At 57.3% G+C, this 12,796-nt stretch carries 15 protein-coding genes; all 15 read right to left on the minus strand.

Going from position 1 to position 12,796, the window contains the following annotated elements; genetic code table 11:
- Positions 1 to 1,545, minus strand: a complete 1,545-nt coding sequence (locus ABLN87_RS05340) for an NADH-quinone oxidoreductase subunit M (RefSeq protein WP_353008109.1) — start codon at positions 1,543 to 1,545, stop codon at positions 1 to 3.
- Complete coding sequence (gene nuoL / locus ABLN87_RS05345; RefSeq protein ID WP_353008111.1) at positions 1,545 to 3,722, minus strand: NADH-quinone oxidoreductase subunit L; 2,178 nt, start codon at positions 3,720 to 3,722, stop codon at positions 1,545 to 1,547. The genes ABLN87_RS05340 and nuoL overlap by 1 nt, the downstream gene beginning before the upstream one ends.
- 7 nt (positions 3,723 to 3,729) lie before the next feature.
- Entirely contained in the window at positions 3,730 to 4,035 is a 306-nt protein-coding gene (gene nuoK, locus ABLN87_RS05350) for an NADH-quinone oxidoreductase subunit NuoK (protein WP_005984024.1), read from the minus strand.
- A 4-nt stretch (positions 4,036 to 4,039) separates the two neighbouring features.
- Complete coding sequence (locus tag ABLN87_RS05355; protein WP_353008113.1) at positions 4,040 to 4,522, minus strand: hypothetical protein; 483 nt, start codon at positions 4,520 to 4,522, stop codon at positions 4,040 to 4,042.
- Positions 4,523 to 4,658: 136 nt separating this feature from the next.
- Entirely contained in the window at positions 4,659 to 5,261 is a 603-nt protein-coding gene (locus tag ABLN87_RS05360; RefSeq protein WP_152458578.1) for an NADH-quinone oxidoreductase subunit J, read from the minus strand.
- Positions 5,258 to 5,668, minus strand: a complete 411-nt coding sequence (locus tag ABLN87_RS05365) for a carboxymuconolactone decarboxylase family protein (RefSeq protein WP_353008115.1) — start codon at positions 5,666 to 5,668, stop codon at positions 5,258 to 5,260. Before ABLN87_RS05365 ends, ABLN87_RS05360 begins: the two co-directional genes overlap by 4 nt.
- The gene (gene nuoI, locus ABLN87_RS05370) at positions 5,665 to 6,159 is read right to left on the minus strand and encodes an NADH-quinone oxidoreductase subunit NuoI (protein WP_353008116.1); all 495 of its coding nucleotides are present in this window, start codon (positions 6,157 to 6,159) and stop codon (positions 5,665 to 5,667) included. The genes ABLN87_RS05365 and nuoI overlap by 4 nt, the downstream gene beginning before the upstream one ends.
- A 231-nt stretch (positions 6,160 to 6,390) precedes the next feature.
- Positions 6,391 to 7,428, minus strand: coding sequence for an NADH-quinone oxidoreductase subunit NuoH (nuoH, locus tag ABLN87_RS05375; protein WP_353008117.1), 1,038 nt, complete (start codon positions 7,426 to 7,428; stop codon positions 6,391 to 6,393).
- 45 nt (positions 7,429 to 7,473) lie between these two features.
- Complete coding sequence (gene nuoG / locus ABLN87_RS05380; protein WP_353008119.1) at positions 7,474 to 9,492, minus strand: NADH-quinone oxidoreductase subunit NuoG; 2,019 nt, start codon at positions 9,490 to 9,492, stop codon at positions 7,474 to 7,476.
- A 7-nt stretch (positions 9,493 to 9,499) separates the two neighbouring features.
- Positions 9,500 to 9,949, minus strand: a complete 450-nt coding sequence (locus tag ABLN87_RS05385; protein ID WP_353008120.1) for a DUF5333 family protein — start codon at positions 9,947 to 9,949, stop codon at positions 9,500 to 9,502.
- Positions 9,949 to 10,353, minus strand: a complete 405-nt coding sequence (locus tag ABLN87_RS05390; RefSeq protein WP_353008122.1) for a DUF5333 domain-containing protein — start codon at positions 10,351 to 10,353, stop codon at positions 9,949 to 9,951. The genes ABLN87_RS05385 and ABLN87_RS05390 overlap by 1 nt, the downstream gene beginning before the upstream one ends.
- Positions 10,354 to 10,451: 98 nt before the next feature.
- Positions 10,452 to 10,823 carry a hypothetical protein gene (locus tag ABLN87_RS05395; protein ID WP_353008124.1) on the minus strand — a complete coding sequence of 124 codons (372 nt, stop codon included), beginning with the start codon at positions 10,821 to 10,823 and terminating at the stop codon, positions 10,452 to 10,454.
- 17 nt (positions 10,824 to 10,840) lie between these two features.
- Positions 10,841 to 11,257 carry an MAPEG family protein gene (locus ABLN87_RS05400; RefSeq protein ID WP_353008126.1) on the minus strand — a complete coding sequence of 139 codons (417 nt, stop codon included), beginning with the start codon at positions 11,255 to 11,257 and terminating at the stop codon, positions 10,841 to 10,843.
- Positions 11,258 to 11,262: 5 nt separating this feature from the next.
- Positions 11,263 to 12,561 (minus strand): NADH-quinone oxidoreductase subunit NuoF, encoded by a 1,299-nt coding sequence (nuoF, locus tag ABLN87_RS05405; protein ID WP_353008127.1) that lies wholly within the window; start codon positions 12,559 to 12,561, stop codon positions 11,263 to 11,265.
- Between the two features lie 6 nt (positions 12,562 to 12,567).
- Positions 12,568 to 12,795 (minus strand): DUF5337 domain-containing protein, encoded by a 228-nt coding sequence (locus ABLN87_RS05410; RefSeq protein ID WP_353008128.1) that lies wholly within the window; start codon positions 12,793 to 12,795, stop codon positions 12,568 to 12,570.
- Position 12,796 lies beyond the last annotated feature (1 nt).

The following is a 12,796-nucleotide window of genomic DNA, read 5'->3' on the forward strand; positions in this document are numbered from 1 at the left end:
TTAGTGCGAGGCGGCCGACTGGGTCGCGGCCTCTGCCGCGGCCAGAGCCGTGTCATAGTTCAAAATCAGTGCAGCCGTCGAGTTCCCGATCACATCGGTTACCAGCGACGGGTAGACGCCCAGCAGGATGGTCATGATGATCAGCGGCGCAAAAATCAGCCGCTCGCGCGAGCTCATGTCCGTCATCGCCTTCAGGCTTTCCTTGATCAGATCACCAAACACAACCCGGCGGTACAGCCACAGCGCATAACCGGCTGAAAAGATCACCCCGGTCGCCGCCACTGCGGTCACCCAGGTGTTAACCTGAAAGGCGCCCATCAGGGTCAGAAATTCGCCGATGAAGCCCGATGTACCCGGCAAACCGACATTGGCCATAGTGAACAGCATGAAGACCAACGCATATGCGGGCATACGGATCACCAAGCCCCCGTAGGCCTCGATATCACGGGTGTGCATCCGGTCATAGATCACGCCGACACACAGGAAGAGCGCTGCTGAGATGAACCCGTGGCTGAGCATCTGGAAGATCGCACCATCGATACCCTGTTGGTTCGCAGCAAAGATACCCATGGTCACAAAGCCCATATGCGCGACCGAGGAATAGGCGATTAGCTTCTTCATATCCTCCTGCACCAACGCCACAAGCGAGGTGTAGACGACAGCGATGGCTGACATCCACAGCACCAGATCGGTCATCACTGCTGAGCCCACAGGGAACATCGGCAGGCTGAACCGCAGAAAGCCATAGCCACCCATCTTCAGCAGGATCGCCGCAAGTACCACCGAGCCAGCGGTCGGGGCTTGAACGTGTGCATCCGGCAGCCAGGTGTGCACCGGCCACATCGGCATTTTCACAGCGAACGAGGCGAAGAACGCCAAGAACATCAGCGTCTGCATCCCGCCGACGATATAGATGCCCAGCACGCTAAACCCTTCGGACGAGAACTGATGGCTCATCAGCGCTTCGATATCCGTGGTGCCCGCGTCGGCATACATCGCGACCATCGCCACCAGCATCAGCACCGAGCCGAGGAAGGTATAAAGGAAGAACTTGAAGCTGGCGTAGATACGGTTCGCTCCGCCCCAAATGCCGATGATCAGGAACATCGGGATCAGACCGGCCTCGAAGAAGAGGTAGAACAGCACCAGATCCAGTGCCATGAACACGCCCAGCATCAGTGTTTCCAGCAGCAGGAAAGCGACCATGTATTCCTTGACGCGGTCGGTTACGTTCCAGCTGGCCAGAATGGTCAGCGGCATGATGAAGGTGGTCAACAGCACGAACAGAACGCTGATGCCATCCACGCCCATCTTGTATTTCAGACCCATCAGCCACTCACCCTCTTCCACCATCTGGAAGCCGGTATTCGAGGGGTCGAAACCCGTGTAGATGCCGATGGATACGAGGAAGGTTACCGTGGTCGCCAGCAGGGCGATCCACTTGGCATTCCGCTGTGCCGCCGCATCATCGCCATGCAGAAACAACGCCAGAATGCCTGCTGCAATCGCCGGGATGAAGGTAACAATGGAAAGGATATTGTCCATTACTGCGCCCCTCCGCCAATCGACATCCAGGTCACAAGGGCCGCGATGCCCAGCACCATCCAGAAGGCATAGGTAAAGATGTACCCAGTCTGCGCCTTGCCTGCGAGGCGGGTGAAGAAGGGAACGATGCCCATTGCTACTCCGTTCAGGAAACCATCGATTGTGTTGCCGTCACCGCGTTTCCACAGGAAGCGACCGATGGCGATGGTGGGTTTGACGAAGATCGCGTCATAGATTTCGTCAAAGTACCATTTGTTCAGCAGGAACAGGTAGAGCGGACGCTGGTTGGCGGCCAAACGGGCCGGCAGATTGCCTTTGTGTAACCGAACTTCGAACCCGGCGAAGTAGACCTTGCCATCGCTGACGTAGAACAGCCAAGCCACGACAAAACCCAACAGCATCGCCACAAAAGGCGAGACTTTGACCCATTTTGGCACCGCATGCGCATCGTCCAGCACCGTGTTGTCGGGCGCGATGTACAAAGCGCCCTCACCCGGCTCACCCGCAAACACATAATGATGCTCGCCATGATCGTCTTTCTCGCCATGACCCGCATCGTCGCCATGTGAGTCATCAGCATGTGCATCGTCGGCGTGACCCTCGCCTGCATGGGCATCGCCATGCGCACCACCATGCTCTGAGGCCTCAGCCACCGGAATGCCGTAGAACTTGCCCACCTTGTCGGTATGGCCGAAGAAATTATTGTACCAGAGCATCCCGGCAAAAACCGCGCCCAGCGATAGAACGCCCAGAGGCACCAGCATCACCATCGGGCTCTCATGAGCGTGATCATGCGTATGCTTGTCCCCGCGCGGTTCGCCATAGAAGGTCAGGAAGATCAGCCGCCAGCTGTAGAACGAGGTAAAGACAGCGGCAATCACCAGCATCCAGAAGGCGTATCCTGTACCACCCGCAAACGCGCTCTCGATGATGGCGTCTTTGGACAAGAACCCGGCGAAACCGAACGTGGTAAGCGGGACCCCCACACCGGTGATGGCCAGCGTTCCGATCATCATCGCCCAGAACGTATAGGGGATTTTCTTACGCAATCCGCCGTATTCGGTCATCTCTTGCTCATGATGCATCGCATGGATCACCGAACCTGCCCCGAGGAACAGCAGCGCCTTGAAGAATGCGTGGGTCAGCAGGTGGAACATCGCCGCCGAGTACATACCGACACCCGCAGCAACGAACATATAGCCCAGCTGAGAACAGGTTGAGTACGCGATGACGCGCTTGATGTCCGTCTGCACCAGCCCCACGGTCGCCGCAAAAAACGCGGTCGAGGCGCCAAGGAAAGTGATGAACCCGGTTGCACCCGGTGCGAACTCCATCAGCGGCGACATGCGGCAAACCAGGAAGACACCCGCTGTCACCATGGTCGCAGCGTGGATCAGAGCCGACACAGGCGTCGGGCCTTCCATCGCGTCCGGCAACCAGGTGTGCAGGATCAATTGCGCTGACTTGCCCATCGCGCCGATGAACAGCAGCACGCAGATCACCTCGATAGCGTTCCACTCACCCCAGAGGAAGGTCAGTTGCGTCTCGGCCAGTGTCGGGGCCGAGGCGAAAACATCCGAGAAATTGATACTATCGGTCAGGAAGAAGATCGCGAAGATCCCCAGCGCAAAGCCGAAATCGCCAACCCGGTTAACGATAAACGCCTTCATCGCTGCCGCATTGGCGCTGGATTTGCGGTAATAGAACCCGATCAACAGGTAGGACGCGACACCCACGCCTTCCCAGCCAAAGAACATCTGAACCAGGTTATCGGCTGTCACCAGCATCAGCATCGCGAAGGTGAAGAAGGACAGATAGGCAAAGAAGCGCGGCTTATAGCTCTCGCCCTCGCGCCATTGCGGGTCGTGATCCATGTAGCCAAAGGAATACAGATGCACCAGCGCGGAAACGGTCGTCACCACGATCAGCATAATTGCGGTCAGGCGGTCCAGACGAATGGCCCAGCTTGTCGACAGCGAGCCACTTTCGATCCAGCGCAGGATTTCGATCTGTTGGGTCTGGCCATCGAAGGACAGGAACACGATCCAAGACAGCAGGCAGGCGAGGAACAGCAGGCCCGTGGCGGTCCACATGGCGGCCTTCTCGCCAATGAACTTCCAACCGAACCCGCAGAGCAGTGCGCCCACCAAAGGGGCAAAGAGGATGGTGGTTTCCATAGTTCTCTTAGCCCTTCATCATATTGACGTCTTCAACCGCGATGGTGCCACGGTTGCGGAAGAAGCAGACCAGAATGGCCAGACCAATCGCCGCCTCAGCCGCAGCCACGGTCAGCACGAACAGCGTAAACACCTGCCCGACCAGATCACCGAGGAAGCTGGAGAACGCCACGAGGTTGATATTCACCGCCAGCAGCATCAACTCGATGCTCATCAGCAGGATGATGACGTTCTTGCGGTTCAGGAAGAGACCGAAGATGCCGATGACGAACAGCGTCGCCGCGACCGTAAGATAGTGTTCAAGTCCGATCATCTTCTCATAGTCCCTCGAATTTTTGTTTCCCGTTGCGAAGTTCCGGGAATGCCGCAGCACAGGCGCAGTTTTCTGCAGTTTCCATAGTCTCGTCGACCCTGAAGGCTTTGTTCACAAAAGTTCTTTTCAGGGAAACCCATGTCCGGCTGGCCTTGTCATTGACCAATAGGCGCAGCGTTCGTTCGGCTTCATCCCGTCGGTCCAACAGGGTATTGTCCAGTTCCCTATTGAGTTGCGTTGCAATGGTAAGTGTCTGCCCAGTCTGGCATGCAGAGACAATAAGACTTTCAGTTTCGGTACACCCAGTCTCGTCCCAACAGAAGAGACCACCGTGGTTGAATGCGACCACACCATCACCGACAACTTGATGACCGGTTTCACCAAAATGATGGCCATCGAACAAACGCGCACAGTCGTTCAGCTGAACCGCAAAACCCGTTTGCGGCAGAAACGCAAGAAGGGAGATTTGGAGAATTTTAACTCTCAAAACCACCCCTCCGGCTTCACTTCCTTCACACCCCAAACCGCAGGGCCAGGAAAACCCGGCCCATTCGGGTGGCCCGGTAGTGTTCCATTTGTTGCGACGACAGCAACGAGAACGAGCGTTAGGACAACCAAACGCATCACAACCCCTGCCCCGGTTTCACGTCCTTTAATTCCATCGCCTTGGCCGGGTCGCGCATCATCTGGCCGATGATGTCCTGACGCTTGATGTCCTGACGATGGCGCAGGGTCAGAACGATGGCGCCGATCATGGCCACCAGCAGGATCAGACCCGCCAGCTGGAACAGAAGGAAGTATTGATCATAAAGGATGACACCCAGTGCCTCGGTGTTGTGACGATCCGCCGGAACCGGCTGGGCCAGATTGGCCGCCGCACCCTGCGCGCTGTCCCATGCGCCAAAGGCCATGACGAACTGCATCAGGATGACCAAACCGATCAGCAAGGCCAGTGGCATATAGCGCGCCATCTCGGCCTTGAGCTCGGCAAAGTCCACGTCCAGCATCATCACCACGAACAGGAACAGCACCGCAACCGCGCCGACATAGACGATGATCAGTAGCATCGCCACGAACTCGGCCCCCAGCAGCACGAACAGCCCGGCCGAGGACAGGAAGGACAGGATCAGCCACAACACCGAGTGCACCGGCTGGCGGCTGATCACCGTGAACAGACCGCCGGTGATGGCACTGATGGCAAACAGGTAGAAGGCAAAGACAGTCATTGATCCTCTTCCTCGTTATCGCCCAGGACCTCTTGCGCCAGATCCAGCGCGCGGGTCATGGCCGGGATGCCGGCAAAGACCGACATCTGACCGATCGTTTCCACGATCTCTTGTTTCTTGGCACCCGCTTCCAGCGCGTGGCGCACGGTTTGGCGCACCGCCGAATCCGCCTGCGCGCCCTGACAGGTCAGTCCGGCCAGCGTCAGCAGTAGGCGGGTCTTGGCATCCAGCCCGTCTTTGTTGACGGTGTTGCCGAACATCATCTCCATGACCTCTTTCGGCATCGTCGGCCACAGCGCCTCGAACCCTTTGGGCGAGAAGCTTTCCATCGCCGGGTTCATCGCCTTGGCCATGTCCTGAGCCTGTTTCATCATCAGCTCGAACGGATTTGTCGGGCTGTCATTCATCTGTACGGCGCGTCCATTTCCAGATTGCGGGCGATCTCGGCTTCCCAGCGTTCGCCGTTATCCAGCAGCTTTTCCTTGTCGTAAAACAACTCTTCTCGTGTCTCGGTCGCAAACTCGAAGTTTGGGCCTTCGACAATGGCATCGACCGGGCAGGCCTCCTGGCAGAAGCCGCAATAGATGCACTTGGTCATGTCGATGTCATAGCGCGTGGTGCGGCGGCTGCCGTCTTCTCGCGGTTCGGCATCAATGGTGATGGCCTGCGCGGGGCAGATCGCCTCGCAGAGTTTGCACGCGATGCAGCGTTCCTCACCGTTGGGATAACGACGCAGGGCGTGTTCACCCCGGAAGCGTGGGGACAGGGGGCCCTTTTCGTGTGGGTAGTTCACGGTGGCCTTAGGTGCGAAGAAGTACTTCATGCCCAGTTTGAAGCCGACCCAAAAGTCTTGCAGCAGAAAGTACTTGGCAGCGCGGGTATAGTCGATTTGGGTCATTCGGTTACCTCATCAACACTTGTCGAGTGATCTTCTTGAGTCCGGATGTCAGCGCATTTCGCCGAGATCGTATACACAACTCCAGACACTCCAATCGTATTCAGAACCACGCTGTCTTGGTCATTCGCGCAACGTTCCACTAACATTTCGCGGACCTCCTGCGACAAACCACTTTGACAGTTCCAAAAGCGTTCGTAGTCGTCGTAGCGGAATGGCGGCTCACAATCCATGTCATCCCCCCACGCTCCAACGCGCGAACGCGCCCCAGAACCAGTCGAACCTCGCCGCGAAGGCAACAAACACCACCCAGACCAGCGAGAACGGCAGGAACACTTTCCAGCCCAGCCGCATCAGTTGGTCATAGCGGTAGCGCGGCGTGATTGCCTTGATCATCGCGAAGAGGAAGAAGAAGAACGCCATCTTGGCGACCATCCATAGCACACCGTCTGGCAGGCCTGGGATCGGCGACAGCCAGCCACCGAAGAACAGCAGAGTGGTCAGGGCGCACATCAGGAAGATGGCGATGTACTCACCCGCCATGAACAGCAGGAAGGGCGTGGCCGAATATTCGACCTGATAGCCTGCGACCAGCTCGGACTCCGCCTCGGGCAAGTCGAAGGGCGGACGGTTTGTCTCGGCCAGCGCCGAGATGAAGAACAGGAAGACCATTGGGAAATGCGGCAGCCAGTACCAGCTGAAGAACCCGAAGGACCCATCCTGTGCACGCACGATGTCGCCAAAGTTCATCGACCCGGTCGAGATTATGATGCCGATAATGATCAGGCCAATAGAGACTTCATAGGAAATCATCTGCGCGGCTGACCGCAGCGACCCAAGGAACGGGTACTTTGAGTTCGACGCCCAACCACCCATAATCACGCCATAAACCTCTAACGAGGAGACAGCGAAGACATATAGAATGGCGACGTTGATATCCGACAGGACCCAGCCATCGTTGAATGGGATCACCGCCCAGGCGATCATGGCCAATACGAAGGATGTCAGAGGTGCAAGGATAAAAACCGAGCGATCCGCACCCGCCGGGATGACAACCTCTTTGACCACATATTTCAGCGCATCTGCCACCGTTTGCAAAAGGCCGTAAGCGCCCACAACGTTGGGGCCTCGGCGCATTTGGACGGCGGCCCAGATCTTGCGGTCGCCATAGACAAGGAACAATAGCGAGATCATCACAAAGGCCACAACCGCAAGCACTTGGGCAAGGATGATCAGGGCGATGCCGCCCGGGGTGTTAAAGAAATCAGCCATTGGTCCTCACACCGTGGGTCTTCGGGGATATGTCAGAGGTTCGGATCATTCTGCGGCGATCCTATCGGTTTTCAGGGCTTTGGCTTGCGCCGAAAGCTCGGCCATCAGTTGCGAGGCGCGGGCAATCGGGTTGGTCAGGTAGAAATCCTTAACCGCATTGCGGAACGTCGCGTCGCCCAATGCACCAGCTTCCAGCGGCTGCACCTCATTTTCGATCACCTCGTCGATGCGGGCCAGATGCGGTACCGCCTCAATCAACGCTGTGCGCAGCTGCGCCAGCGAGTCATAGGGCAGCGTCGCACCCAATTCTGCGGAAAGGGCCCGCAGGATAGCCCAGTTTTCTTTGGCCTCGCCCGGTGCAAACCCGGCGCGCATCGCGAGTTGCGGGCGGCCTTCGGTGTTTACGAACAGACCGTTTTCTTCGGTATAGGCCGCGCCCGGCAGGATCAAATCGGCACGATGTGCGCCCCGATCGCCGTGGCTGCCTTGATAGATGACGAAGGCCCCATCATCGATTTCGACCTCATCCGCGCCGAGGTTATAGATCACCTCTGCTCCGTCAATTGCCGCCTCAAGCCCGCCTTCCGTCACAGCACCTACGTCCATTGCTCCGACACGACCCGCAGCAGTATGCAGGACCATCAGTTTACCGTTGGTCCGGGCCGCTGCCTCCATGGCATGCCCCAGCACCGCTGCACCATCTGCTTCACGCAAAGCGCCCATTCCGACGATGATCACCGAGGGCTTTTCCAGAATATCGTCGAACTCGTGCTTTTGAAGATCAATCAATGCATCGCGCCCGTCACCCATCTGGAAGACGTCATAGGTCAGATCAGCCTTAGGTCCGATATTGGCGATCTTGGCCCCGTTCAGCCACGCCTTTCGGATCCGTGCATTCAAAACCGGCGCCTCGTCACGCGGGTTGGTTCCAATCAGAAGGATGTATTTTGCGTCATCGACATCTTCGATTGACGCCGTCCCGACATATCCCGAGCGGTTTCCGGCAGGCAAACGCGCATTGTCCACGCGGCATTCAATGTTGCCGTCCAGACCTTCGACTAGCTGCTTGAGCGCAAAGGCAGCTTCAACCGGCACAAGATCACCCACTAAGGCCGCAACTTTCTTGCCCTTCAACGCCTCAGCCGCCTTGTTCAGCGCCTGGGGCCACGATGCAGGCCGCAGCTTGCCGTTTTCACGGATATAGGGCGTATCCAGACGCTGACGGCGCAGGCCATCCCAGACAAAACGGGTCTTGTCACTGATCCATTCCTCGTTCACGCCATCATGGTTCCGCGGCAAGAAACGCATAACTTCACGCCCCTTAGTGTCCACGCGAATGTTCGAACCCAAAGCGTCCATCACATCGATGCTCTCGGTCTTGGTCAGTTCCCAAGGACGGGCGGTGAAGGCGTAAGGCTTCGAGGTCAGTGCCCCAACCGGGCAAAGATCGATGATATTGCCCTGAAGGTTCGATTGCAGCGTCTGGTTCAGATACGAGGTAATTTCGGCATCTTCCCCGCGCCCGGTCTGACCCATCTGGGTGATCCCGGCAACCTCGGTGGTGAAGCGCACGCAGCGGGTGCAGCTGATACAGCGGGTCATCGCGGTGCCAACCAGCGGCCCCAGATCCAAATCATCCACCGCACGCTTCGCTTCCTTGAAACGCGACCCCGAAACGCCGTAGGCCATGGCCTGATCCTGCAGGTCGCACTCACCGCCTTGGTCGCAGATCGGGCAGTCCAGAGGGTGGTTGATCAGCAAAAACTCCATTACCCCTTCGCGGGCCTTCTTGACCATGGGCGAGTTCGTCTTGACCTGCGGCGCCTGACCTTCCGGACCGGGGCGCAGATCGCGCACCTGCATCGCGCAAGAGGCCGCAGGTTTCGGCGGTCCGCCCACGACCTCGACCAGACACATCCGGCAGTTTCCGGCAATCGACAGACGCTCGTGATAGCAAAAGCGCGGCACCTCGACCCCGGCTTGTTCACAAGCCTGGATCAGGGTCATCGCGCCATCGACTTCGATTTCCTGGCCGTCGATATTGATCTTGCGGAGGTCAGACATTGTGACGTTACCCTTTTAGGAATGTGCCAATGGCAGAGCCTTTGGCGATCTCGCGACGGCCCGCCGAACACATGGTTTCAGGCACACCGATGACGATCCCGTTGCTTTGGATGTACCGGATTGCATCGTCTTGAATCCGTTTCCGAGGCAGATTTTGTTCAAGATATTTAAAGTCGCTTTCCTGATACCCTTTGGCCTCAAGATCGTCAGCCACCGCTTTCATGCTGCTCGCGATCTGTGGCCGGTTCATCGACAATGAAGGGCATCCGATTGAAATTTGTTCGGCCATCGCATTGGCAAAAGCAACATTGTACAGGTTGTCCGGCATTTCGGTGCGGAACGGCGCACGTGCAGCCGCCACTTCGGGTGACTCGCTGGTAGTGGTCTGACACCCCGCTACAACAAGCAGAATCAATCCGCCAAGAAGAGTTTTTTGCGCTGCCCTAAACCGCATCATCAATTCGACCTCAGATAGACGCCGATGGCGCTGTTTCTTTGAATTTCGGACTTACCCAGTGCGCAAAATGAGTTCGGTGCGTCATAAGACACGCCGTTTTGCGCCAGATAAGCCTCACCCTTGGCGCGCATCCGGTCTTTTTCAGCATCCGATTCCACATAGGCGCGGATTTCCTTGTCGGAATATCCCAGCTTATGGGCTTTGGACCGCAGCCCCCACATTACGTTGATCGCTTTAAGGCGCCGGCCACTAATCGAGGGGCAATATTCAGAAATCTCATTGGCGATGGCGATATAGTATAGCTCGTTGTCGATCTCTTGAACGTCGCGCAGCGGCGGTTTTGCCTCGGCCGCAACTGGCAATGTCAACAAAACGGCAAGGCTTAGGGATTTTGCTACAGACATGTTCTTTCCTTTTGTTTTGGGTTCCCCAAAACAAAGGCCTGACGGTCTGCTATGCGATAGCAAACACGCTTTCACGCTCTGATATGCAAAAACACAGATCATGGTCGCTGACACGTTCCTGCAAAAGACAGTTTGTCGTCGCTGATCTGAAGCTGATCCGGCTCGGTATCAGGCCCGACCTTCCATTCGATACGGGAGGAGCCGAATTGCTCGATACAGTACTTCGTGCCCTCATAGCGCCCGGCTTCACGCGCGCCGTTCAGGGACTGCGAGACGCCGTTCACGACAACAGTAAAATCAGTCGGGGCCTTTTTCTTGTCCACAGGCCTAGCCTTGGCACGGAAGAAGTTGCCTTCGAACTGAACCCGGTCACTTGATTTTGTGATCGTACCACAGGCCGACACAAGCGCTACGGCTGTAATAGCAACGCACGTACCTGAACGAATGCGCCCAACCGTCGACCAGTTCACTTTACCTTTGCTCCTCATCAAAACGCCGCCACCAAAGCCATGACCCCAATCACAAACATGCAGGCCCAGCTCAGCACATAAAAGACCGAACGGATGCCTGAATTTGGCTTGCCCGTTCCGCGAATATGGACCACCAGCATCGCCAACCGCGCAACCAGTGCCACCGAAGCCAACAGGTTCACCCAAAACGGGCTCGCGCCCAGCAAAATCGCGGCAATTGTTACCGCGACGAAAGCCGGCAGCGTTTCTGTTCCATTCAGATAGGCCCGATTCAAACGATAAGCACGGTCGGCATAGTCCTGATCAGGCGTCGCACCCGGTGCCAACCCTTTGCTCTGTTTGGCCATCGCCGTGAGGGGCGACAACAACAATACGACCAGCGTGAAAATCACAACCGAAGCAACAGCATGAGAATAATCTGTGAATAGGTCCATGTTTCCTACTCCGCTGCAATCGCGCTTGAACGACCCGATTTCTGGGCCTTGATGCGATCTTCGATCTCGTCCCGGAAATTGCGGATCAGGCCCTGGATCGGCCAGGCCGCCGCATCGCCAAGGGCGCAGATCGTGTGGCCTTCGACCTGTTTGGTCACGTCAAACAGCATGTCGATCTCTTCCAACTCGGCCTCACCGCGCACCAAACGATCCATCACGCGCATCATCCAGCCGGTGCCTTCGCGGCAGGGCGTACACTGGCCGCAGCTTTCATGCTTATAGAACTTGGACAGACGCCAGATCGCCTTGATGATGTCGGTGGACTTGTCCATCACGATCACCGCCGCCGTGCCCAGGCCCGAGCCCAGATCGTTACGCAGATAGTCGAAATCCATGATCGCATCGCGCATGTTTTCACCGCGCACACAAGGCACCGAGGAACCACCGGGGATCACCGCCAGTAGATTATCCCAACCGCCACGAATGCCACCGCAATGGGTTTCGATCAATTCCTCAAAGGAAATCGACATCGCCTCTTCGACAACGCAGGGGTTGTTCACATGGCCCGAGATCGCAAACAGCTTGGTGCCCGCATTGTTCTGACGACCGAAGCCCGCGAACCAATCGGCGCCGCGACGCAGAATGGTCGGCACAACAGCGATGGATTCCACATTGTTCACTGTGGTCGGGCAACCGTAAAGCCCCGCCCCCGCCGGGAACGGAGGTTTCATACGCGGCATGCCCTTCTTGCCCTCAAGGCTTTCGATCAGGGCTGTTTCCTCACCGCAGATATAAGCCCCGGCCCCGTGATGCAGGAAGAGATCGAATTCCCAGCCCGAACCAGCGGCATTCCTGCCCAGCAGGCCGGCGTCATAGGCTTCGTCAATCGCGGCTTGCAACGCCTCACGCTCGCGGATGTATTCGCCGCGCAGGTAGATGTAGCAGGTATGTGCGTTCATCGCGAAAGAGGCGATCAGACAGCCTTCGATCAACGTATGCGGATCGTGGCGCATGATCTCGCGGTCCTTGCAAGTGCCGGGCTCGGATTCATCTGCGTTCACAACCAGATAGGCCGGACGTCCGTCGCTTTCCTTGGGCATGAAGGACCATTTCAGACCGGTGGGGAAACCCGCGCCACCGCGACCGCGCAAGCCGGAATCCTTCATCGTCTGGATGATCCAGTCGCGCCCCTTTTCGATCAATCCAGCCGTGCCATCCCAATGCCCGCGAACTTGCGCACCGCGCAGCGTACGCTCATGCATCCCGTAGATGTTGGTAAAGATCCGGTCCTGATCCTTCAGCATCGCGTGTTACCTTCGGCTTTCCTGACGCATGCGCCAGAGTTGAAATATGTTGACGCCCGCATAGATGAACCCGGCCAGAGCGGCGAGATCAAAAAACAATGCATGGCGCGTGGTCAGCCCCAAAGCGGGACCGATGAACAGGTTCATGGCAAGCCAGATCGCCATCGTCACGGCAATGACGATGCCAATATGTCGACCCTTGCGGGCCATGGCCTGTTCCTTATCCGTGTCCATC

It is taken from the genome of Ruegeria sp. SCP10 (assembly GCF_040329495.1).
Lineage (GTDB): Bacteria > Pseudomonadota > Alphaproteobacteria > Rhodobacterales > Rhodobacteraceae > Ruegeria.